General features: G+C 65.2%; 21 protein-coding genes and 1 tRNA gene. 10 read left to right on the forward strand and 12 right to left on the reverse strand.

Going from position 1 to position 21,186, the window contains the following annotated elements; all coding sequences use genetic code 11:
- The first annotated feature begins 1 nt into the window (after window position 1).
- The gene (gene fmt / locus GGQ64_RS07820) at window positions 2-940 is read left to right on the forward strand and encodes a methionyl-tRNA formyltransferase (RefSeq protein ID WP_183801709.1); all 939 of its coding nucleotides are present in this window, start codon (window positions 2-4) and stop codon (window positions 938-940) included.
- Window positions 940-1,683 carry a tRNA pseudouridine(38-40) synthase TruA gene (gene truA / locus GGQ64_RS07825; RefSeq protein WP_183801712.1) on the forward strand — a complete coding sequence of 248 codons (744 nt, stop codon included), beginning with the start codon at window positions 940-942 and terminating at the stop codon, window positions 1,681-1,683. The genes fmt and truA overlap by 1 nt, the downstream gene beginning before the upstream one ends.
- 19 nt (window positions 1,684-1,702) lie before the next feature.
- Here truA and GGQ64_RS07830 read toward each other — a convergent pair whose 3' ends face one another.
- The 4 genes from GGQ64_RS07830 to dapD form a co-directional block, all read right to left on the reverse strand.
- Window positions 1,703-2,299, reverse strand: a complete 597-nt coding sequence (locus tag GGQ64_RS07830) for a hypothetical protein (protein ID WP_183801715.1) — start codon at window positions 2,297-2,299, stop codon at window positions 1,703-1,705.
- Window positions 2,286-3,479 (reverse strand): succinyl-diaminopimelate desuccinylase, encoded by a 1,194-nt coding sequence (gene dapE, locus GGQ64_RS07835; RefSeq protein ID WP_183801719.1) that lies wholly within the window; start codon window positions 3,477-3,479, stop codon window positions 2,286-2,288. The genes GGQ64_RS07830 and dapE overlap by 14 nt, the downstream gene beginning before the upstream one ends.
- A 312-nt stretch (window positions 3,480-3,791) precedes the next feature.
- Window positions 3,792-4,175, reverse strand: a complete 384-nt coding sequence (locus GGQ64_RS07840; protein WP_183801722.1) for a DUF805 domain-containing protein — start codon at window positions 4,173-4,175, stop codon at window positions 3,792-3,794.
- A 3-nt stretch (window positions 4,176-4,178) separates the two neighbouring features.
- Entirely contained in the window at window positions 4,179-5,036 is an 858-nt protein-coding gene (dapD, locus tag GGQ64_RS07845; RefSeq protein ID WP_183801725.1) for a 2,3,4,5-tetrahydropyridine-2,6-dicarboxylate N-succinyltransferase, read from the reverse strand.
- 234 nt (window positions 5,037-5,270) lie between these two features.
- Here dapD and GGQ64_RS07850 point away from each other — a divergent pair, with 234 nt between their 5' ends.
- On the forward strand, window positions 5,271-6,161 hold the full coding sequence (locus GGQ64_RS07850; protein WP_183801728.1) for an LOG family protein: 891 nt from the start codon (window positions 5,271-5,273) through the stop codon (window positions 6,159-6,161).
- Window positions 6,162-6,390: 229 nt separating this feature from the next.
- Here GGQ64_RS07850 and GGQ64_RS07855 read toward each other — a convergent pair whose 3' ends face one another.
- Entirely contained in the window at window positions 6,391-7,107 is a 717-nt protein-coding gene (locus tag GGQ64_RS07855; RefSeq protein ID WP_183801731.1) for a pyrimidine 5'-nucleotidase, read from the reverse strand.
- Between the two features lie 204 nt (window positions 7,108-7,311).
- On the opposite strand from GGQ64_RS07855, the gene GGQ64_RS07860 reads away from it, so the two are divergent.
- On the forward strand, window positions 7,312-8,217 hold the full coding sequence (locus GGQ64_RS07860; RefSeq protein WP_183801734.1) for a DMT family transporter: 906 nt from the start codon (window positions 7,312-7,314) through the stop codon (window positions 8,215-8,217).
- An 89-nt stretch (window positions 8,218-8,306) separates the two neighbouring features.
- Window positions 8,307-9,077 (forward strand): isocitrate lyase/PEP mutase family protein, encoded by a 771-nt coding sequence (locus GGQ64_RS07865; RefSeq protein WP_183801737.1) that lies wholly within the window; start codon window positions 8,307-8,309, stop codon window positions 9,075-9,077.
- 158 nt (window positions 9,078-9,235) lie between these two features.
- On the opposite strand, the gene argB is transcribed toward GGQ64_RS07865, so the two are convergent.
- Entirely contained in the window at window positions 9,236-10,153 is a 918-nt protein-coding gene (argB, locus tag GGQ64_RS07870; RefSeq protein ID WP_183801740.1) for an acetylglutamate kinase, read from the reverse strand.
- A 166-nt stretch (window positions 10,154-10,319) separates the two neighbouring features.
- Between argB and GGQ64_RS07875 the strand changes: the two genes are divergently transcribed.
- Both GGQ64_RS07875 and GGQ64_RS07880 read left to right on the forward strand, forming a co-directional pair.
- Window positions 10,320-10,859, forward strand: a complete 540-nt coding sequence (locus GGQ64_RS07875) for a sigma-70 family RNA polymerase sigma factor (protein ID WP_183801743.1) — start codon at window positions 10,320-10,322, stop codon at window positions 10,857-10,859.
- Window positions 10,856-11,578: an anti-sigma factor gene (locus tag GGQ64_RS07880; RefSeq protein ID WP_183801746.1), complete on the forward strand. Its 723-nt coding sequence runs from the start codon at window positions 10,856-10,858 to the stop codon at window positions 11,576-11,578. Before GGQ64_RS07875 ends, GGQ64_RS07880 begins: the two co-directional genes overlap by 4 nt.
- A 75-nt stretch (window positions 11,579-11,653) precedes the next feature.
- Here the strand turns inward: GGQ64_RS07880 and GGQ64_RS07885 are convergent, their stop codons facing one another.
- From GGQ64_RS07885 to rpmH, 6 genes are all read right to left on the reverse strand, one after another.
- Window positions 11,654-12,193: a DUF1269 domain-containing protein gene (locus GGQ64_RS07885; RefSeq protein ID WP_183801750.1), complete on the reverse strand. Its 540-nt coding sequence runs from the start codon at window positions 12,191-12,193 to the stop codon at window positions 11,654-11,656.
- Between the two features lie 217 nt (window positions 12,194-12,410).
- Entirely contained in the window at window positions 12,411-13,064 is a 654-nt protein-coding gene (gene yihA / locus GGQ64_RS07890) for a ribosome biogenesis GTP-binding protein YihA/YsxC (protein ID WP_183801753.1), read from the reverse strand.
- Window positions 13,065-13,116: 52 nt separating this feature from the next.
- Window positions 13,117-14,040: a DMT family transporter gene (locus GGQ64_RS07895; protein ID WP_183801755.1), complete on the reverse strand. Its 924-nt coding sequence runs from the start codon at window positions 14,038-14,040 to the stop codon at window positions 13,117-13,119.
- A gap of 157 nt (window positions 14,041-14,197) precedes the next feature.
- Entirely contained in the window at window positions 14,198-15,982 is a 1,785-nt protein-coding gene (gene yidC, locus GGQ64_RS07900; protein WP_183801758.1) for a membrane protein insertase YidC, read from the reverse strand.
- On the reverse strand, window positions 15,982-16,371 hold the full coding sequence (gene rnpA, locus GGQ64_RS07905; protein ID WP_183801761.1) for a ribonuclease P protein component: 390 nt from the start codon (window positions 16,369-16,371) through the stop codon (window positions 15,982-15,984). Before rnpA ends, yidC begins: the two co-directional genes overlap by 1 nt.
- A 32-nt stretch (window positions 16,372-16,403) precedes the next feature.
- Window positions 16,404-16,541, reverse strand: coding sequence for a 50S ribosomal protein L34 (rpmH, locus tag GGQ64_RS07910; protein ID WP_097140358.1), 138 nt, complete (start codon window positions 16,539-16,541; stop codon window positions 16,404-16,406).
- Between the two features lie 415 nt (window positions 16,542-16,956).
- Here rpmH and GGQ64_RS07915 point away from each other — a divergent pair, with 415 nt between their 5' ends.
- The 3 genes from GGQ64_RS07915 (at window position 16,957) to GGQ64_RS07925 (ending at window position 21,028) form a co-directional block, all read left to right on the forward strand.
- Window positions 16,957-18,954, forward strand: coding sequence for a methyl-accepting chemotaxis protein (locus GGQ64_RS07915; protein ID WP_183801764.1), 1,998 nt, complete (start codon window positions 16,957-16,959; stop codon window positions 18,952-18,954).
- 291 nt (window positions 18,955-19,245) lie between these two features.
- On the forward strand, window positions 19,246-20,712 hold the full coding sequence (locus GGQ64_RS07920) for a sensor histidine kinase (protein WP_183801767.1): 1,467 nt from the start codon (window positions 19,246-19,248) through the stop codon (window positions 20,710-20,712).
- Window positions 20,713-20,951: 239 nt separating this feature from the next.
- Window positions 20,952-21,028: transfer RNA gene (locus GGQ64_RS07925), tRNA-Arg, on the forward strand.
- Window positions 21,029-21,186 lie beyond the last annotated feature (158 nt).

Here is a 21,186-nt window from a genome sequence, read left to right on the forward strand (position 1 = left end):
CATGGCGCTTCGCATCATCTTCATGGGTACGCCGGAATTCTCCGTTCCGACGCTGAACGCGCTCTCGCAGGCCGGACATACCATCGTCGCCGCCTATTCGCAGCCGCCGCGGCCGGGCGGGCGGCGTGGGCTGGAGCTGCAGAAATCGCCGGTGCACCAGGTGGCCGAGAGCCTCGGCATCCCCGTCTTCACGCCGCTGAACTTCAAAGCCGAGGAGGATCGCACGGCCTTCCTCGCGCACGAGGCCGACGTCGCCGTCGTCGTGGCCTACGGGCTGCTTCTGCCCGAGGCGATCCTGACCGGCACCCGGCTCGGCTGCTACAACGGCCACGCCTCGCTCCTGCCGCGCTGGAGGGGTGCGGCGCCGATCCAGCGCGCGATCATGGCCGGCGACAGCGAAACCGGCATGATGGTGATGAAGATGGACAAGGGGCTGGACACCGGCCCGGTGGCGCTGACGCAGCGGGTGGCGATCGGGCAGGACATGACCGGCGGTGAGTTGCACGACGCGCTGATGCAGGCGGGCGGGACGCTGATGGCGGAAGCGATGGAGCGCCTTGAGGCCGGCAAGCTGCCGCTGACCCCGCAGGAAGAGGACGGCGTCGTCTACGCGGCCAAGATCGACAAGGGCGAGACGCGCGTCGATTTCAGCCGGCCGGCGTCAGACGTGCACAACCATATCCGCGCGCTCGCGCCCTTCCCCGGCGCCTGGTTCGAGTTGCCCGTCGCAGGCAAGCCGGAACGCATCAAGGTGCTCGGATCGAGGCTTGCCGATGCTTCAGGCGCTCCGGGAACGGTGCTTGGCGGCGAAGGACTGACTATTGCCTGCGGACGTGGTTCGGTATCGCTGACGCGGCTGCAGAAGGCCGGCGGCAAGCCGATGGACGTTTCCGACTTCCTGCGCGGCACGCCCGTTGCCGCCGGCACGGTGATCGCCTGATGCCGCGCTATCGCCTCGTCATCGAATATGACGGCACGCCCTATGTCGGCTGGCAGCGACAGGAGAACGGGCCTTCCGCGCAGGGCGCCGTCGAAAAGGCGATCCTGTCCCTGACCGGGGAGACGGTGTCGATCCGCGGCGCCGGACGGACCGATTCCGGCGTCCATGCCATGGGCCAGGTGGCCCACGCCGATCTTTTGCGGGAATGGCAGGAGCATACGTTGCGAAACGCCTTGAACGCACACCTCGCGCAAGCCGGCGAGCGCGTGGTGATCCTGGAGGCGACGCAGGTGGACGACGGCTTCGATGCCCGGTTCTCGGCCGTGCGCCGCCACTATCTCTACCGCATCATCTCGCGCCGGGCGCCGCTGGCGCTGGAGGCAAAGCGGGCCTGGTTCGTGGCCAAGCCGCTGGATCACGAGGCCATGCATGCAGCGGCCCAAGTGCTGGTCGGCAAGCACGACTTCACCACCTTCCGCTCGGCCCATTGCCAGGCCAACAGTCCGGTGCGCACGATCGACCGGCTGGACGTGACGCGGACGGGCGAACTGATCGAGATCCGCGCCACGGCGCAGAGCTTCCTGCACAACCAGATCCGCTCCTTCGCGGGAACGCTGAAGCTCGCGGGCGAGGGAAAATGGGGCGTGGACGACGTGCGGACGGCGCTGGAGGCGCGCGACCGCAAGGCCTGCGGTCCGGTGGCGCCGCCGGAAGGGCTCTACTTCATGCAGGTCGATTACTGACCTTCGGATACCCCAGATCTCAGACCGGAAGAGTACCGAACAGCACCTGCAGGCCCTGCCCGGCGAGCAGCGGCGGCAGCACGAAGAGAGCCGTCAGCGTGGCCGCCAGCAGCGACTGCTTGCCGACGCACATCCACAGGAGCCTATACTGCAAGGCGATGCTGGCGCCGAAGACCGCGTAGAGCAGCAGGCCCGAGAAGGCGGAGAAGGCGGGCACCACCAGCGAAATCGCAAAGGGGATCGCGGTGGCGTAGGCGAAGGGGACGCCGATCCAGTTGCTGGCGATGATCATCGTCGCCACGTGCTGTGCATAGCCGAGAGGACGGGCCAGCACAGCCACGAGCGCCAGCGGCAGCATCCAGCCGATGGCGTCGATGACGAACATCTTGAAGACGAAATCGACGCCCGCGCCCGTTCCCTCCGGCATGCGGCCGAGAAAATAGATCCGCCACGATGCCCAGATGACCGCCAGCGCCGGCAGGCTCCAGACGAAGGCCCAGAAAGAGCGCACGAGGCCACGCCAGCTAAGGTCGAGCCAGCCGAACCCGTCCTGCTGCTTCCGGACGAGATGCCAGATGCCGGTCAGGTAGTAGAGGACCTCGTCAAATGCCGGCATTGGCAAACCAGCGCGCGAGGAAGGTCTCGTAGATGAGCGTCAGCGTTTCCAGGTCGGCGACGGCGACACGCTCGTCGACCATGTGCATGGTCTGGCCGACGAGGCCGAATTCGACGACGGGGCAGTAATCCTTGATGAAACGCGCATCCGACGTGCCGCCGGTGGTCGACAGCTTCGGCACCCGGCCGATCGAAGCCTCGATCGCCGAAGACAGCGAGGCGATCAGGCGGTCGTCACGGGTGAGGAAGACATGGCTCGGACGCTCGGCCCAGCGGAGCTCGTAGCGGATCGGCGCCCGGCCGGGCCTGAGGCGCTGGTCGGCGGCGGCGCCATCGAGACGGCGGACGATCTCGGCCTTGACCGTGTCCGCCGTCCAGCTGTCGTTGAAACGGATGTTGAAGCTCGCCTGTGCCTTGGCGGGAACCACGTTGACGGCCGGATTGCCGACGTCGATCGTGGTCACCTCCAGATTGGAGGGCTGAAAATCGTCGGTGCCGGCATCGAAGGGCGGATCCATCAGCGCGTCGGCGAGCGCGATGACGGCGCGAACGGGATTGTCGGCAAGGTGCGGATAGGCGGCATGGCCCTGGACGCCGAAGACGGTGAGGGCTCCCGATACCGAGCCGCGCCGGCCGATCTTGATCATGTCGCCGAGCGCGTCGGGATTGGTCGGTTCCCCGACGAGGCAGGCATCCCAGCGTTCGCCGCGGGCGGCGGCCCATTCGAGCAGCTTGATCGTGCCGTTGACCGCCGGGCCCTCCTCGTCGCCGGTGATGAGGAAGGAGACGGAGCCCTTGGGCGGGCCATGCTTTTCAATGTGGCGCGCCACGGCGGCGACGAAGCAGGCGATGCCGCCTTTCATGTCGACGGCGCCGCGGCCATACATCTGCCCATCTGCGATCTCGGCTGCGAAGGGATCGTGCGTCCAGGCGGCGGCATCGCCGACGGGGACGACGTCGGTATGACCGGCGAACATCAGGTGCGGCCCCTCGGTGCCGATGCGGGCATAGAGGTTCTCGATGTCCGGCGTACCCGGCGCGGACATCACCACCCGCTGCACGGCAAACCCGAGCGGGACGAGCATGGCTTCGAGCGCCGCCAGCGCGCCGCCTTCGGCAGGCGTCACGGACGGGCAGCGAATGAGGGTGGCGAGATTTTCGACGGGATTCATCGTGGTCATGATCTGGACTGCCTGCCGGCGGGTTGGCCGCGCGAAATGCGCCTCCGGACTCGCCTCCCGATCTAGCTTATCGGACCAGCGCTGTCATCACCCATCGGTCTTGCGCCGCTTATACCAACCTGCACTGATATTGACCGATTGCGTGGGACCGCCTGCGGTCATCCGGCGAGGAGTATACCGCAGAGCGATGCCTTGGCATCGGTCGACGGCGTCGAAAATCCTCGCCGGACCGACAGGTCCGACTGCGGTTCTCTCCTGGCCGCAGGCCAAAACCGCTCCGGCGCAATCGGTCAATATCAGTGCAGGTTGGTATTACTCTCTCGGCCGGTTGGTGACCGCGCCATGGGCGTTGGCGCCTGGCGTGCCGGGCCAGACGAGAAAGGCGACCAGCGCGAACAGCGAGACGGCCGGCACGAACAGGCACAGCACCAGCGGCGAAGGCAGCGCCATGTCGTGCAGCCGCTTGACGCTGAGCATGACCGTGGAGATGGAAGAGACGACGCCGACGGCCAGAAACAGCATGGTCCAGACGGCAAACATCGGCTCTTCGTGCGGCGTCATGACCAGTTGGGTCAGGAAGGCCGAGACCAGCATGAGCCAGAAGCCCCAGCCGAGCGCAAAAGGCATGCGGGAGACGCGGCCGGACCAGCCGAAGAAAAACCAGCTGAGGCTTGGCGGCCGGTCCGCGTCATTCATGCGTCAGTCCCGAAGCAGTTCGTTGATGCCGGTCTTCGAGCGGGTCTGCTCGTCGACACGCTTGACGATGACGGCGCAGTAGAGGCTCGGCGCCGGCTGGCCGTTGGGCATTGTCTTGTCGGAGGGCAGCGATCCGGCGACGACGACCGAATAGGGCGGCACTTCGCCATAGGTGATCTCGCCGGTGGCGCGGTCGACGATCTTCGTCGACTTGCCGATGAAGACGCCCATGCCGAGCACCGAGCCCTCGCGGACGATGCAGCCTTCCACGACCTCAGAGCGGGCCCCGATGAAGCAGTTGTCCTCGATGATGGTCGGGCCGGCCTGCATCGGCTCCAGCACGCCGCCGATGCCGACGCCGCCGGAGAGATGCACATGCTTGCCGATCTGGGCGCAGGAGCCGACCGTGGCCCAGGTATCGACCATCGTGCCCTCGCCGACATAGGCGCCGAGATTGACGAAGGAGGGCATCAGGATCGCGTTCGGGGCGATATAGGCCGAGCGGCGGACGACGCAGGTCGGCACGGCGCGGAAGCCCGCACGCTCGAACTCGTTGACGCTCCAGCCGTCGAACTTGGACGGAACCTTGTCCCACCACACAGACGCGCCCGGACCGCCGGGCACGATCTCCATCGGGTTCAGGCGGAAGGACAGGAGCACCGCCTTCTTGAGCCACTGGTTGACCGTCCAGTTGCCGTCCGCGCCCTTCTCCGCCACACGCGCCTTGCCGCTGTCCAGAAGGTTCAGCGAGGTTTCGACGGCATCGCGCACCTCGCCACGGGTCGCGGTGTTGACCTGCTCGCGCTCTTCGAAGGCGCGTTCGATCGTGGCTTCAAGGGCGGCGAGATTGGAGTTGTTCATCGGAATTCCTTAAACTTCGACCACTATTCTGGTCCATCGGGACGCCGGAGGGGCACATCAATTGTCGGCAGCAGTCCTAGAGCATGATCCCGGAAAGTTGAAGCCTTTTTCCGGCAGATGATGTCGCGACTGTGCGGCTAAGATGCTACAGCCCGCCATCGCCCGTACGAGAGTGAAGAACGGGTCCGCGCCTGCTGTCGAAACCGGGCGCCGACCGCATGATGGAAGAGCGAAATGGCACGACTGAAGAAGAAGAACCTCCGACGCAAGGACGGCGTGTGGGATCCCCTGGCAGACAGCGAATTCGACAAGCACAGGGCTTCCGTCGTTCCCCAGACGCCGCAATCGACGTCGTCCGCCTACCGGCTCGCCTATATCGACGACGAGTTCCTCTGCCGGGAGGAACTGCGGCCGGTTCGGCTGCAGCTCGAACTCCTGAAGGTCGAGATGATATTGTCCGAGCGCGGCATCAACTCCACGGTCGTGATGTTCGGTGGCGCCCGCATCCCCGCGCCCGGCATGGAGGCATGGGCAGCCCGCAACGAAACGCAGCGCAAGAACCTGGAAGCGGCTTCGGTCTACTACGACGAGGCACGCAAGTTCGCCAGACTGTGCTCGGAACGTTCGGCGGAGATGGGGTTCAAGGAATTCGTGGTCGTCACCGGCGGCGGTCCCGGCGTCATGGAAGCGGGCAACCGCGGTGCAGCGGATGTCGGCGCGCCCTCGATCGGGCTCAACATCGTGCTGCCGCACGAGCAGGCGCCGAATGCCTTCGTGACCCCCGAGCTCAGCTTCAACTTCCACTACTTCGCCGTGCGCAAGATGCATTTCCTGCTGCGGGCAAAGGCCGTGACCGTTTTTCCGGGCGGCTTCGGCACGCTCGACGAGCTTTTCGAGACGGTGACGCTGATGCAGACCGGGCGCATGGCGCTGGTGCCGCTCATCCTGTTCGGCAAGGAATTCTGGAACGCGATCATCAACCTGGAGGCGCTCGCCGAATTCGGCACGATCTCGCCCGGCGACGTCGAACTGATGAACTTCGTCGATACCGCCGAGGAAGCCTGGGAGATCATCGAGAAGTTCTACGAGAAGCTGGACACCGAGGCTGGCGAACCGGCTTCGTAGCGGCGGGCGCGTTGTCGGACGTGCGCAATGCACCACCGGCCTCTATCGATGCGCTGACGCCGCCGCGCTCTCCACCGTCATCCCGGCCCCCGAGCCGGGATCCAGCCACGCCGCGTCGGCGGCGTGAGAGGATGCACTTCCTGCGCGCAAGGACTTGCGCGCGCTGGATGCCGGATCGGGTCCGGCATGACGGAAAGGATGCACCGACATTGGCCGTCGCGCCAAAAACTCAGCCGACCAGGCGGGAGAGGAAGCCGGTGAGGTCGGAGGTGGTGTAGTCGATGTGCACGTCCTCGTCGGTGCGCTTTTCCCAGGCGTCGGTGAACTCGTGGTGCGCGTCGCGCGGCATCAGGAGTACGGTCTTCATGCCGAGCGCCTTGGGGACCAGAAGATTGCGGGGCAGGTCCTCGAACATGACGGCATGGGTCGTGTCGACCCGGTGCAGCGCCATGAACTTATCATAGGTGCTGCCGGCGGGCTTGGGCACATATTCGGCGGCGACGATGTCGAAGATGTCGTCGAAATGGTCGAGGATGCCCAGCGCCCGCGCCGTCATCTCGGCGTGCCTGACGCTTCCGTTGGTGAAGATGAACTTGCGCCCCGGCAGCGCCTTGATCGCCTCGCCGAGGTCGAGGTCGGGTGCGAGCACGCCGTAGTCGATCGCGTGCGCCTTCTCCAGGAAGTCGGCCGGGTCGATGCCGTGGTGGATCATCAGCCCCTTCAGCGTCGTGCCGTGCTCCTGGTAGTAGCGCTTCTGGATGGCGCGGGCCTCTTCACGCGACAGGGCGAGGAGTGCGGAGACGTAGCCCGTCATGTTGACGTCGATCTGGGCGAAGAGGTCGACGTGGTGCGGATAGAGCGTGTTGTCGAGGTCGAACACCCAGTCGGTGACGTGGGCGAAATCGGCCTTGTTCGGCAGCGGATGCGTCGCTTGGGCTTGGGTCATGGGCGCCCTTATGACACGGCTGCAACAGGAAGCAAAAAGGAATCGACCTGGCGTGGCAACAGGGGATTTTGCCATGGTCGGCCGCCTGCCGGGGTGATAGAGCCTGACCTGCCGGGGCACCTGCTTCGCGCATCGCGTCCGTTCCTTTCACGCATGTCCTGTCCTGATTCCTAACCCTCGGGGACATGCCCTCAGCCGGCAGCCATGGAAGCCTGGGTCGTCATCACCATCTGCGCCGCGTTCCTGCAGAACCTGCGCTCGGCATTGCAGAAACACCTGCGCTCGTCGCTCGGCACCACCGGGGCAAGCTTCGTGCGCTTCGGCTACGGCTTTCCCGTGGCGATCGCCTACCTGGCGGCTCTTCACCATTTCGCCGGCTACGCCCTCCCCGCGCTGAACGTGCCCTTCGCCTTCTGGTCGGTGGTCGGCGGGCTAGCGCAGATCTTCGCCACCATCCTGCTCGTCTATCTGTTCTCGCTGCGCAATTTCGCCGTCGGCACCGCCTATTCGAAGACCGAGCCGGTGCAGGCGGCGATCTTCGGGCTGATCCTCCTGGGCGAAAGACTGACGCCCGGCGCCGTCGGGGCGATCATCGTCGGCGTGTTCGGGGTGATGATGATCTCGGTGGCGCGGATGCCCCTATCCTGGCGCAACCTGCTTGCTGCCATGACCGGCAGGACGGCGCTGATCGGCATCGCGTCCGGGGCGATCTTCGGCATATCGGCCGTCGCCTACCGCTCGGCGGCACTCTCGCTTGACGGCCCCAACCCGGTCATGCAGGCGGCGGTGACGCTTGCCTGCGTGACCACGTTCCAGACCGCCTTCATGCTCGTCTGGATGATGGTCAAGGATCCTTCCGAGATCGGCCGCGTCGCCCGCTCCTGGCGATCTTCGTCGCTCGTGGGCCTTGCCGGCGTCACCGGTTCCGCCTGCTGGTTCACCGCGATGGCGCTGCAGCAGGTGGCTTATGTGCGCGCGCTCGGGCAGATGGAGCTGCTCTTCACCTTCGCGGCCTCCGTCTTCGTCTTCCGCGAGAAGATCAACCGCATGGAGCTGCTCGGCTGCCTGCTGATCGTCGCCGGCATCCTGTTTCTCCTGATATGGAAGTAGGCGGCGAGGCGCGCTGCCGCCCGGATTGATCGCCTGTGCGACGGCGGCTATGAATCGGGGCGACAAATCGTGAGCCGGGAGGACAACGGATGAACCAGAAACAGAAGGCTGAGGCATTCTTCGCGCTGCATCGCAAGGGCGATCCGGTCATTCTCTACAACGTCTGGGATGCCGGCACGGCCAAGGCCGTCGCTGCCGCCGGCGCCAGGGCGCTCGCCACCGGCAGTTGGTCGGTCGCGGCAGCAGGCGGCTATCCCGACGGCGAGGCCGTCCCCCTGCCGGTCCTGACGGAGATCGCTCGCTCGATCGTCGCTGCCACCGAACTGCCCGTGAGCATCGACTTCGAGGGCGCCTACGCGGTCGACCCCGACGACGTCGCGCTGAACGTGGCGCGAATCGTCGATACCGGCGCGATCGGCATCAATTTCGAGGACCAGGTCGTCGGCGGCAGTGGGCTGCATCCGGTCGAGCTGCAGGGCCGGCGGATCCGCGCCATCCGGCAGATGGCAGAAAAACGGGACATGCCGTTCTTCATCAACGCCCGTACCGACCTGTTCCTGCAGGAGGCGGATGGCGCACGGCACGGGGGACTGGTGGAGGCGGCAATCGAGCGTGGGCTCGCCTTTGCCGAGGCCGGCGCCGACGGCTTCTTCGTGCCCTGGCTTGCAGATCCGGACCTGATCGGGCGCATCTGCGAGGCCGTGCCGCTCCCCGTCAACGTGATGATGAAGCCGGAGGCGCCGGATGCGAAGACGCTCGCCGGGCTCGGCGTCGCGCGGATCAGCTACGGCCCGAGGCCGTATCTTGCCATGATCGACTGGCTGGGCAAGCAGGCCGCCGCCGTCTACGGCACGGCGTAAGGAGCGGCAAGGCTGCATAAGGGGGCGGGCCGCTGCGGGGCCCGCCAGAGCCTTTAAAGCGCGTCGCGATCCTTCGGATTCGCTTTTGGCGTTTTAGGCCTTTGTTTTTAACGCTTGTCTTTATCCCGAAACCGGTTCCCACTTTCGGGAGACGTGCTCTAGGGGACGATCAGCGTGCCGGCGCCGCGCTCGGTGAAGATCTCGAGCAGGACCGAATGGGCCGTCTTGCCGTTGAGGATGACGACGCCCTGGACGCCGGCCTTGATGGCCTCGATGCAGGTCTCGACCTTGGGGATCATGCCGCCGGAGATCGTGCCGTCCTTGATCAGCGCGCGGGCTTCGGCGACCGAGAGCTCCTTAATCAGTTCGCCCTGCTTGTTGAGGACGCCGGGAACATCGGTGAGGAACAGCAGGCGGGTGGCGTTCAGCGCACCGGCGATGGCGCCGGCGAAGGTATCGGCGTTGATGTTGTAGGTGTGGCCGTCGCGGCCGGGCGCCACCGGAGCGATGACCGGGATCATCTCGGACTTCGCCAGAAGATCGATCAGGGTGCGGTCGACCTCGACCACCTCGCCGACGAAGCCGAGGTCGAGGATACGCTCGATATTGCTGTCCGGGTCGACCACGGTCTTCTTCGCCTTTTCGGCGAAGACCATGTTGCCGTCCTTGCCGCACAGCCCGATCGCCCATTCGCCGGTCTGGTTGATGAGGGCTACGATCTCCTTGTTGATCGAGCCGGCCAGCACCATCTCGACGATCTCGACCGTCTTCTGGTCGGTGACGCGCAGGCCCCCTTCGAACTTCGATTCGATGCCCATCTTGGCGAGCATGGCGCCGATCTGCGGGCCGCCGCCATGGACGACGATCGGGTTGACGCCGGACTGCTTCAGAAGCGCGATGTCGCTTGCAAACGCCCTGCCCAGTTCCGCATTGCCCATGGCATGGCCGCCGTACTTCACGACGATGGTCTTGTTCTCGTAGCGCTGCATGTAGGGCAGCGCCTGCGTCAGCAGCCGCGCCTGCATTTCGCTGTCGGTCAGGGAATTATCGGTCTGGGAGCCGTCGGGCTGGGACATGGGGGCCTCGCAAATTTGTCGGCGCCTGTTTAACGCATGTCGCGTGACGATGGAATGACGAATGATGCGGGCGGGTCACTGTCCCTCCCCAAGCCTGCAATCGCCTGCTATCGTCCCGGCGAATTTGCCGGCACCCCTGCCCTGCCCGCCCGAAAGGCCGCCGCCTGTGCAAGACGACGAGATTTCCTACCTGATCGGCCGCATCTGCCTCAAGGATCGCCGGGCCTTCAAACGTCTCTATGACGCCACCAGCGCAAAGCTCTTTCCGATCTGCCTGCGCATCCTCGGCAAGCGCGAGGACGCGGAGGACGCGTTGCAGGAGATCTACGTCAAGATCTGGCAGAAGGCTGACCGATTTGCGCCGGATGCGACGAGCCCGTCGGCCTGGCTGGCCGCGATCGCGCGCAATCACGCGATCGACCTGATCCGCGCGCGAAGACCAGTGGCAAGCGACATCGAGGAAGCATATGATATCGCCGACGCGGCGCGCGACCCGGAGGAGGCGTCCATCCTGACATCGGAAGGCCGACGTATCGATGGCTGCATGGACCGGCTGGAGGCCGAGAAGGCTGCAGCGGTGCGGCTCGCCTATGTCGAGGGCCTGAGCTACGAGGAACTCGCCACCCGCTACGACGTGCCGCTCAATACGATGAAGACCTGGCTTCGCCGAAGCCTGCTGAAATTGAGAGAGTGCCTGGGATCATGACATCGCCCGACCAGAACAGCAGAGATCCGCGCCGCGACGAAGTGATCGCAGGCGAATACGTTCTCGGTGTCCTGTCGGCCGAGGACCGCCGCAAGGTGGAGGTCCGGCTCCAGAGCGACCGGGCGTTCGCCGCCATGGTGAACCGGTGGGAAGAGAACCTGTCAGCGATCAACAACGAGCTGGAGACGATGTCGCCGCCGCCGCGCGTGTTCACGGCGGTCGAGCAGCGTCTCTTCGATGCGCCCCTCAAGGACACGTCCGGCGCTCGCGGCGGTATCTGGGCGTCGCTGGCATTCTGGCGTTCGGCGGCGTTTGCCGCCCTCGCGTTCTCCATGGCATTGCTGGCATTGGGGCCGGAAATCTTCGCGCCGCCGGCGCCGCCGCAAAAAATGATCGCCGAACTTTCCGGCTCGGACGGCCCGATCAGCCTCATGGCGCATTACGACGCGTCCAGGGGCATGCTCACCATGACACCGGCGGCAACGAAGCAGGACGGCGGGAAGTCGCTCGAACTGTGGCTGGTGGAGGATGGCAAGACGCCCGTTTCGCTCGGCGTGCTGTCGCAATCCGGAGACGGGACGCTGATGGTTCCCGAGCCGATGCGGCCGATGATGAACACCGGCGCCGTCCTTGCCGTCAGCGTCGAACCGCTGGGCGGCTCACCGACCGGTTCGGCAACCGGGCCGGTGGTCGCCTCCGGCCGGGCGAGAAGCTTCTGAACGGCGCAGCATTGCGCAAGTGGCCGGAAGAGCAAGAGGCCGCCGACAGGGTGCAGCGGCCTCGAACCTGACTGGTCAGGCGGCGGGTGCCGCCGGAGCCGCTCCACTGACCCCCGAGAGAGCCTCCTGGAGCCTCTTCTCCTGTTCCGGAGAGAGCGATGTCTTGAGAACGCGGCCGCGCAGCCCCTGGAATTCGGCCAGCACCTTTTCGGGCTGTACCTTGCGCACGAGCACGAACAGGGCGGACGAGTTGTTCGGGATTGTCTCGCCCAGCGACTTGATGAAGTTGTCGTCGATGCCGTAGTCGCTCAACGATCCGGACAGCGCGCCGGCACCGGCGCCGACGGCGCCGCCGATGGCAAAGCCTGCCAGCGGATTCAGGAACAGCAGCCCGACGAGGCCACCCCACAGCGCGCCCGATAGCAGGCCCGTGGAGGCGCCGACGGCGGTCAGGTTGAGGCTCTGCTTCAGATGGACCTTTCCGGCCTCATCGCGAACGACGACGACGGCATCCTCGAGGTCGATCAGGTATTCCTTCTTCAGGCCCGCCAGCTTCACGAGGACCTTGTCGGCCTCGTCCGGCGTATCAAATCCCACTACGATCAAATCGGACATCAATATCTCCCTCTTGAATTCGCATCGGCGGACGCCGATCGCGGTGAACGCCCGCAAAGCCCCTTTGAGCCCCGATCGATTTTCGAGGAGGCCCTTTGCGCACGCCAGTCGTACATCGTCCCTCACGCGCCGCACAAGACGCGCGATGCACTACGACATAGGGCACGTTCGGTGACGGGCCAGTGACGCGGATCAACAGTTTCGTAAGTTTGCTTCCTCAGTGGGCGATCGTCATCTCGATCGCGTCCCGCAGCGTATCGAGGCCACGGCCCTTCTCCGAGGAGGTCGAGAGTATCTCCGGATAGGCTGCCGGCCGCTTGCGGACCTTTTCGGCCGTCTCGGCGACGAGCCTCGGCACCCCCGCCTCCTTGATCTTGTCCGTCTTGGTCAGGACGATCTGGTAGGAGACGGCGGCCTTGTCCAGCAGGTCGAAGACGTCCTCGTCGTTCTTCTTGATACCGTGGCGGCTGTCGATCAGCACGTAGACGCGCTTCAGCGTGGAGCGACCGCGCAGGTAGTCGAAGACGAGCCTCGTCCAGGCGTCGACCTGTTCCTTCGGCGCCTGCGCGTAGCCGTAGCCGGGCATGTCGACCAGCGCCATCGGCGGCAGGTCTCCCTCGGCGCCGGAATAGCCATCGGGCACGAAATAGTTCAGTTCCTGGGTGCGGCCGGGCGTGTTGGACGTGCGCGCCAGACCCTTGTGGCCGACGAGCGCATTGATCAGCGAGGACTTGCCGACGTTCGAGCGGCCGGCGAAGGCGACCTCCGGCGGACCTTCCGGCGGCAGGAACTTCATCGCCGGAACGCCGCGGATGAAGATCCACGGCCGCCCGAAGAGCGGCTTGTCATCGCCGGATTTTGTCGCTGTCATCGTCTGGCCTTCCCGAGCTTTTCGCCCGGCTTCACGGTTTTGCCCCGCAATGTCAAGCGACAAGCGCGCCTCGCCGCTGGCGCCACATCTCGCGGCCGAGGTAGCAAAGGAGCGCCGCCAGCACGATCGCGCCGCCCGTCACGGTGCGCCCGCCCGGCACCTCGCCGTGGAAGAGCGCCACCCAGAGCGGCGCCAGCACTGTCTCGGCCGTGCCCAGAAGCGCTGCAAGCGCCGAAGGGACCAGCCGCGCGCCGGTGACGAACAAGGCGAGGCCGAGGCCGAAGTTGAGGGAGCCGAAGACGACGAGGATGCCGAGTTCCGACGCGGAGACGACGAACCCTGCGGCCTGCGAGGCGGCGACGACACCGGCGATCGCCGTTCCGGTGAAAACGGCCGGCGTCATCCGGACATGGGAGAAGCGCCGGGTGATGACGGTGGCGGTGGCGAAGGAAAACGCGATCAGCAGCGCCAGCGCGTCGCCGATCGGCGAGAGGCGGCCGGTGATCGAGCCGGAGACCATGATCCCGACGCCGAAGATGACGGCCGCGATCGCGACCCAGGTGGCGGCGGCGATACGCTCGCCGAACAGGACGCGGCACATGAGGGCGGCGATCAGGGGAACGCTCGCCTGGATGAGAACCACATTCGCCACCGTGGTGTAGGCCAGCGCCAGGATGAACGAGGTCGATGCCGTGGCAAAGCAGAGGCCGACCGCGAGGCCCGGCAGGCCCATGCCGGAGAAGAGCGCCTTCGTGCCGCGCACACCGTCCCGCAGCAGCATGAAGAGAAGGAGGAAGAGCGCGGCGAACAGCGATCGCCAGAAGATGACGGTCCAGCCGTCGTCGATGTCGAGGAACCGCGCGAGCGTGCCGCCGAAACTCCAGACGATCGCGGCGGCGAGCACCAGCGTCGCGCCATAGCCCTGGCCGCGGGCATCGGCAATGGCGGAGGATGCTGAAACCTCGGAAGTGGACATGATCGTGCTCGCAGGGATGGACGTGCGGATACTGGCAGGCCGCCGGCCAGGAGGCGCACGCGGCAACGACGCGGGAACGTCGCAACCGGCACAGGCCCGACACTGAAACGAAGAAGCCCCGGCGAACCGGGGCTTCCAGAAGTATTGGCGGGACCGGCTATTTCGCCGGATCCGGTTTCTTGCCGAAGAGCCCCTTCAGATTGTCGAACAGCTCCACCTTGACGCCGTGGCGCTTCATGATGATCGCCTGCTGGATGATCGAAAGCGTGTTGTTCCAGGCCCAATAGATGACGAGGCCGGCCGGGAAGCTCGCCAGCATGAAGGTGAAGACGACCGGCATCCAGGTGAAGATCATCGCCTGGGTAGGATCGGGCGGCGTCGGGTTCAGGCGCATCTGCAGGAACATGGTGACGCCCATGATCAGCGGCCAGACGCCGATCAAAAGCATATGCGGCACCTCGAACGGCAGCAGGCCGAACAGGTTGAACAGCGAGGTCGGATCAGGCGCCGACAGGTCCTGGATCCAGCCGAAGAACGGCGCATGGCGCATCTCGATGGTGATGTAGATGACCTTGTAGAGCGCGAAGAAGACCGGGATCTGCAACAGGATCGGCCAGCAGCCCGCCAAGGGGTTAATCTTCTCCTCCTTGTAGAGCGCCATCATCGCCTGCTGCAGGCCCATCTTGTCGTCGCCGAACTTGGCCTTCAGTTCCTCCATCTTCGGCTGAAGCCGCTTCATGTTCGCCATGGAGGCGTACTGCTTGCTGGCGAGCGGGAAGAACACGCCCTTGACGACGATCGTGGTGATCAGGATGGCCACGCCGAAATTGCCGAAGTAGCGGAAGAAGAAGTCCAGCATCTGGAACATCGGCTTGGTGAAGAACCAGAACCAGCCCCAGTCAATCATCAGGTCGAAGCGCGGGATGGAAAGGGACGTCTTGTAGCCGTCGATGACCGGCACTTCCTTGGCGCCGCCGAACAGCATGTTCTTGACCTCACCCTTCTGCCCCGGCGCGATCGTGATCGCATCCTGGCGGAAGTCGGCCTGGAAGCGCGGACGCCCGTCGGTGAAGTGCGAGAAGCGGGTCTCGTAGGGAACGGTCTGCGGCGGCACCAGCGCGGTCGCCCAGTACTTGTCGGTGATGCCGAGCCAGCCGCTGGTGGCCCTGCCGGGCGCGATCGTGGTGTCGTCCTCGGCGGCGGAATACTTCACCTCGTGCAGGCCGAGTTCACCGAGATAGCCGATGAAACCCTCATGCAGGACGTAGACGCTGGGTGTCGTCGGCTTGGTGAAACGCGTGACGCGGCCATAGCTGGAGAGCGACAGGGGCGCGCCCGTGGTGTTCTCGATCTGGTCGGTGACCTGGAACATGTAGTGCTCGTCCACGGAGATCGTGCGGACGAAGCGGATGCCCTTGTCGTTGGTGTAGCTCAGGGTGACCGGGGTGGTGGTGGTGAGTTTGCCGGTGCCCTCCTGCGTCCAGACCGTCTGCGGGCCGGGAACCTGGCCGGTGGTCTCGTTGCCGACATAGGCGACCTCGGCGAAGTAGCCATGCTCGGTATCGGCCGGGCTGAGAAGCGTGATGATCGGGCTCGAGCGATCGACCGTCTCGTGGTACTCGCGCAGCTTCAGGTCGTCGAAGCGCGCGCCGGTGAGGTTGATGGAGCCGAGCAGCGAACCGGTCTCGATCTGGATGCGCGCGCTCTGGACCGGCGCTGCCTGTCCGCTTTCCGTGGCGGCACCGGGAACGGCGCCGGCTGCGGGCGTCGATGCCGCGGTCGTTGCCTGCGGGGTCACCGGATTGTCCTTGTCCAGTTCCGCCTGAATCTCGGCGACCGAGCGTTCGTGCTCGATCTTCGGATTGACGTAGAGGAACTGCCAGGCGATCAGGATCAGCACCGACAGCGCAATCGCCACGAAATAATTGCGGTTGTTTTCCATCATTCTTTCCCGGGGCCGGAGGGAGCCGGCCTCTTGTGTTTCTGCCTGTTGCTGATGCGCTCGCGAAGGCGGTCCTGGAGTTCCGCAAAGCCCGCATGGAGAATGTCGCGCCTGGCGACGATGACATAGTCGTGTCCGGGCGCCATTGCAAACCCGGCGGAAAGGCGCACCGCCTCTTTCAGGCGCCGGCGCATCCGGTTCCGTTCGACGGCGTTGCCGTGCTTCTTGGTGACGGTGAAACCGACGCGCGGGGGAGCGTCCGGCTCTTGCCGGTCGCGCATCTCCAGGAGAAACAGCGGCCCTTTGCGCTTTTCTCCCTCCCGCACATAAAGAAACTGCGGGCGGCTTTTCAGCCGTCCGACAGTCATTTTTTCGTCATCTTTGGTCATTGCCCGGCTCTCGCTTCGGGCAAGCGCGGCCTTTAGGCCGAAAGACGCTTGCGACCGCGTGCACGGCGAGCGGAAAGAACCGCGCGACCGCCCTTGGTGGCCATACGGGCACGGAAGCCGTGACGACGCTTGCGAACAAGCTTGGAAGGTTGAAAGGTACGCTTCGACATTTATTGTAACACCGCGGTGTGCGGCCCTTCTTGGGTTTGCGTTTAAGCAAGGAGCGTTACGTTTGCGGACGCATTCGCCGTCGCCGAAGTGACAGCCCGCCCGGACGTGCGCGGCTTATAAGGGGAAAGGCCGGGAAAAGTCAATTCCGGGCTGAAAAACCGCACCCCAGGCCGAAATGATTAACACAACGCGGCCATTTCTTGTCTTCTCTGCGGCAGACGCCACCGCCTGCCTCACGTAACGTAAGGCGAAGCCGCTGTTTTTCTTGACGAATATCAAGCGGCAAATGCGGCGCCACCGCCCCAATATTAGCTTTCGTTATAATTCTCATTAACTTTTAAAGAGTAAAACGCAGGGAGTACACGGTGCGGCCTGCCGCTGCATTCGTTCGACAGTGGCAACGGAGGACCGGTCATGAAGATACGTGCAAAGATCTACCTTATCGTCGGCCTGATGGGGATGTTGTCGATCCTCATCGGCGCGATGGCGCTGGGGGTCGTCCATCAATACGACCAGAAGCTTCGCGAATTCGAGACCGCCGCCGATCGCGCCTTCCTCGGAGAACACCTCAACCGGCAGGTCACCGCCGTGGTGATGGAAGCCCGCGGCATCTACGCCTCGACCACGACCGAGCAGGCCGGGAAATTCGCCGACGGCATCCGCAAGGAACTCGACGGGATCGACGAGACCCTGACCAGCTGGCGTCCGAAGGTTCCCGCCGACCAGATCGCCGGCTTCGATGCCGTCGTCGCCCGCGCGGCCGAGTTCCGCATGTTCCGCACGGAGACGGCCCGCCTGGGCACCCAGGTCTCGCCGCAGGCCGCCAACGAACAGGGCAACAACGATGGCAACCGCGCCAACCGCAAGGCCTTCCAGCAGGAGATCGACGCCGTCATCAAGACCGACCGCGAAGACCTGAACGCGATCAAGGCGGATATCTCCGATTTCAAGATGATGATGCTGACGGTAGTGCTGGCCACAGTCGTGATCGGCCTTGCAGCCGGCGGCGGCGCAGCCTTCTACGTGGCGACAAACCAGATCAGCCGGCCGATCCAGAACGTCACTGCGACGATGAAGCAGCTCGCAGGCGGCGACCTTTCGACGGACGTGCCCTATGCCGGCCGCAAGGACGAGATCGGCGAGATGGCCGCAGCCGTCTCCGTGTTCCGCCAGAACGCCATCGAGGTTCGCGACCTGAACGCACAGGAACAGGTACTGCGCGAGAAGAGCGCCGACCTGCAGTCCTCGATTGCCACCGTCGTGCATGCCGCCGCCGCAGGCGACTTCAAGCAGCGCATCGATAAGGACTACGGCAACGACGACCTCAACCGCTTCGCGGCCAGCGTCAACGAGCTCGTCAGCAGCGTCGACACCGGCATCAACGAAACGCGCCGCGTGATCGCAGCGCTGGCAGACGGCGACCTCACCAACTCGATGAACGGCTCCTTCCAGGGCGCGTTCGCCGAACTGCAGACCAACGTCAACAATACGCTGTCGACGCTGCAGAAGGCGATGCGCGAGGTCAGGGCCTCCACCGACTCGATCAACGCCAACTCCGGCGAGCTGCGCACCGCATCCGACGACCTCTCCAAGCGCACCGAACAGCAGGCCGCAGCGCTCGAAGAGACGTCCGCTGCCCTGGAAGAGATCACTGCCGCCGTCAAGAACTCGACCGATCGGGCCCAGGAAGCCACCGTGATGGTGGGCGAGGCGACCCAGAGCGCCAAGCAGTCCGGCGAGGTCGTGCGCAACGCGGTCGACGCCATGGGCCGCATCGAGCAGGCATCCAACGAGATCACGCAGATCATCAACGTGATCGACGAGATCGCCTTCCAGACCAACCTGCTGGCGCTGAACGCCGGCGTCGAGGCAGCGCGTGCAGGCGATGCGGGCAAGGGCTTTGCCGTCGTCGCCCAGGAAGTGCGCGAGCTGGCCCAGCGCGCGGCAAGTGCTGCCAAGGACATCAAGGGGCTCATCAACAAGTCGAGCGAGGAAGTCGCGACCGGCGTCCGCTACGTCCAGGCCACCGGCACGTCGCTGGCCGACATCGAACACCGCGTGCTGAAGATCAACGACCACATCCACTCGATCGCGACCGCAGCCCGCGAGCAGGCCACCGGCCTGCAGGAAGTCTCGACCGCCGTCAACCAGATGGACCAGGTGACGCAGCACAACGCCGCGATGGTGGAGGAGAGCTCTGCCGCGACCCACAAGCTGAAGGCCGAAGCCGACAGCCTGGCGAGCCTGGTATCGCGTTTCCGCACCGGCGAGGGCCATGTCGCCGCTGCCCAGGCGGCCCATCGCCCGGTCGAATCGCCTGCACGGCGGATCATCGGCAATGTGGCCCGCGCCTTTACCAGCCGCGGCAACACAGCCGTCGCCGCCAGCCCGGAAGGCTGGGAAGAGTTCTGATCCCAGCCAGGATCGGGCACAGACGCCTGAAGGTGGCGGATCGCTTTCCGCCACCTTTTTTGTTGCCCGGCGATGCGGCGGCACCAGATCCTGAGCCTTCGTCCATTGGACAGGCAAGCCATATCCGCTATGATTGCGATCACACGATGCGCGGGCGCGACCTTTCGGCAGGGGCCCGCCATCGGCAGACGCGACGACCAGTGAACCTGGACGTGGCGAGGCCACTCGAAGGACTTGAAGAATTCTGTGCTGAAATGCCGCCATGACCCGCGAGACGGCCGGGAGTTCGCGATGAAGGAAACCGAAGCCGCCCCGATGCTGGGCAACGTGCCGATGCCGAGCACCCTGAAGGGACTGTCCGGGCGTCTGCTGCTCTTGACGGTCGCCTTCATCGTGCTCGCCGAAGTCCTGATCTTCGCCCCGTCGATCGCGAACATGCGGGTGCGCTGGCTCTCCGACCGTCTCAACATTGCGGCCGCGGCGGCGATCGTCGCCGACGGCTTCCCGCAGCAGGACCTGACGCGCGCGCTGCAGGACGAGACATTGATGGCGACGGGGACGAAGGCGATCGTGCTGCGCCGCCACGACGCCGCCCGCCTGGTCGCCGTCGCCGACATCCCGCCCAAGGTCGATGCACAATACGACCTCTCGGCGGTCGAGCCGGTCTCGGCCATCTGTGCCGCCCTCGACACACTGTTCTTCGGCGGCGACCGCATCATCCGCGCCTACGGCCCGCTCGGCGACAGCGGCACGACGATCGAGGTGGTGCTGACGGACAAGGCGCTGCGCAAGGCGATGCTCTCCTATGCGTGGACCGTCTTCCTGCTCACGACCGTGCTTTCGGCGATCACCGGCGGCCTGATCTTCCTGACCATCAACCGGATGCTCGTACGGCCGATCCGGCGCATGACCGGCAACATGCGTGACTTCGCGGCCGACCCTTCCGATCCCACGCGCATCCTCGAGCCTTCCGGCGGACAGGACGAACTCGCGGTCGCAGCCGTCCATCTGGCGGAAATGCAAAGGGCGCTGCAGGGAACGCTGAAGGAACAGAAGAACCTTGCCGACCTCGGCCTGGCGGTGTCCAAGATCAACCACGACATGCGCAACATCCTGTCGTCGGCCCAGCTCATGTCGGACAGGCTCGCCGACGTCGACGATCCCGTCGTCAAGCGCTTCGCACCGAAGCTGCTCAGAACGATCGACCGGGCCGTGGGCTATACGACGGACGTGCTCTCCTACGGCCGAATGCAGGAGCCGGCACCGCGCCGCCGCTTCGTGCCGCTGGCCCCGCTCGTCGCCGATGTCTCCGAAATGCTCTCGATCGATCCGGTCTCGGCCATCGATTTCGTCATGGAGGTGGACGCGGGGCTGGAGGTGGACGCGGACAGCGAACAGCTCTTCCGGGTGATCCACAATCTCTGCCGCAATGCCGTCGAGGCGCTGACGCAGCATCCGGGCCGAGGCCATGGCTGCCTGACGGTGTCGGCGGTCCGCACGGGCAGCGTCGTCTCGATCACCGTCGACGACACCGGCCCCGGCATGCCGCCCAAGGCGCGCGAGAACCTGTTTGCGGCGTTTCGCGGATCGGCCCGCTCCGGCGGCACCGGGCTCGGGCTGGCGATCGCCCGCGAGCTCGTGCTTGCCCATGGCGGGACGATCGCGCTGGTGGAGAAAGCGACGGACGGCACGCAGTTCCGCATTGAACTGCCGGATCGGCCCGTGCCGCTGGCGGCATTCCGCAACAGGGCATCCTGAAGCGCCTTACGATCCTTCGGTTCGCTCTGCGCAGGTCGGGCCTTCATGGTGCGCAAGTCGTTGCCGCAGGACCGCTGCCCCCCTTTGCGCGACGTGCTGGCCGCCACCTGCCGCAACGCAAGCGCCCGGTGACGAGGCCGATGGGGAATTGAATTTTTTTCGCAGAAGGCGCTTGCATTAGCGCGGCGGACCCAGTAGGAGATCGCTCGCAGCCGGGCAACACGCCCACCGCTGAAAACGCACCCGTAGCTCAGCTGGATAGAGCACCAGACTACGAATCTGGGGGTCAGGAGTTCGAATCTCTTCGGGTGCGCCATTTTCCCTTACGATCATAGTGTAGTTCCGCGAGATTTTGCCTCCTGGGTTTCCGACCGGCCAGTCGATGCCCGGCAAAGGTGCGTTCTGCTCTGTGCGCATAAAACACGAAGGGCGCGCCCTGTGGGCACGCCCTTCGCCAAACCGGGAAAAGCCGTC

Origin of the sequence: Mycoplana azooxidifex (assembly GCF_014196765.1) — a bacterium.
Taxonomy (GTDB): Bacteria; Pseudomonadota; Alphaproteobacteria; order Rhizobiales; family Rhizobiaceae; genus Mycoplana; species Mycoplana azooxidifex.

Bases quoted from the DNA above. Each gene is read 5' to 3' on its own strand.
- fmt (WP_183801709.1), top strand. From the start codon at position 2: ATGGCGCTTCGCATCATCTTCATGGGTACGCCGGAATTCTCCGTTCCG.
- truA (WP_183801712.1), top strand. From the start codon at position 940: ATGCCGCGCTATCGCCTCGTCATCGAATATGACGGCACGCCCTATGTC.
- GGQ64_RS07830 (WP_183801715.1), bottom strand. From the start codon at position 2,299: ATGCCGGCATTTGACGAGGTCCTCTACTACCTGACCGGCATCTGGCAT.
- dapE (WP_183801719.1), bottom strand. From the start codon at position 3,479: ATGACCACGATGAATCCCGTCGAAAATCTCGCCACCCTCATTCGCTGC.
- GGQ64_RS07840 (WP_183801722.1), bottom strand. From the start codon at position 4,175: ATGAATGACGCGGACCGGCCGCCAAGCCTCAGCTGGTTTTTCTTCGGC.
- dapD (WP_183801725.1), bottom strand. From the start codon at position 5,036: ATGAACAACTCCAATCTCGCCGCCCTTGAAGCCACGATCGAACGCGCC.
- GGQ64_RS07850 (WP_183801728.1), top strand. From the start codon at position 5,271: ATGGCACGACTGAAGAAGAAGAACCTCCGACGCAAGGACGGCGTGTGG.
- GGQ64_RS07855 (WP_183801731.1), bottom strand. From the start codon at position 7,107: ATGACCCAAGCCCAAGCGACGCATCCGCTGCCGAACAAGGCCGATTTC.
- GGQ64_RS07860 (WP_183801734.1), top strand. From the start codon at position 7,312: ATGGAAGCCTGGGTCGTCATCACCATCTGCGCCGCGTTCCTGCAGAAC.
- GGQ64_RS07865 (WP_183801737.1), top strand. From the start codon at position 8,307: ATGAACCAGAAACAGAAGGCTGAGGCATTCTTCGCGCTGCATCGCAAG.
- argB (WP_183801740.1), bottom strand. From the start codon at position 10,153: ATGTCCCAGCCCGACGGCTCCCAGACCGATAATTCCCTGACCGACAGC.
- GGQ64_RS07880 (WP_183801746.1), top strand. From the start codon at position 10,856: ATGACATCGCCCGACCAGAACAGCAGAGATCCGCGCCGCGACGAAGTG.
- GGQ64_RS07885 (WP_183801750.1), bottom strand. From the start codon at position 12,193: ATGTCCGATTTGATCGTAGTGGGATTTGATACGCCGGACGAGGCCGAC.
- yihA (WP_183801753.1), bottom strand. From the start codon at position 13,064: ATGACAGCGACAAAATCCGGCGATGACAAGCCGCTCTTCGGGCGGCCG.
- GGQ64_RS07895 (WP_183801755.1), bottom strand. From the start codon at position 14,040: ATGTCCACTTCCGAGGTTTCAGCATCCTCCGCCATTGCCGATGCCCGC.
- yidC (WP_183801758.1), bottom strand. From the start codon at position 15,982: ATGGAAAACAACCGCAATTATTTCGTGGCGATTGCGCTGTCGGTGCTG.
- rnpA (WP_183801761.1), bottom strand. From the start codon at position 16,371: ATGACCAAAGATGACGAAAAAATGACTGTCGGACGGCTGAAAAGCCGC.
- rpmH (WP_097140358.1), bottom strand. From the start codon at position 16,541: ATGTCGAAGCGTACCTTTCAACCTTCCAAGCTTGTTCGCAAGCGTCGT.
- GGQ64_RS07915 (WP_183801764.1), top strand. From the start codon at position 16,957: ATGAAGATACGTGCAAAGATCTACCTTATCGTCGGCCTGATGGGGATG.
- GGQ64_RS07920 (WP_183801767.1), top strand. From the start codon at position 19,246: ATGAAGGAAACCGAAGCCGCCCCGATGCTGGGCAACGTGCCGATGCCG.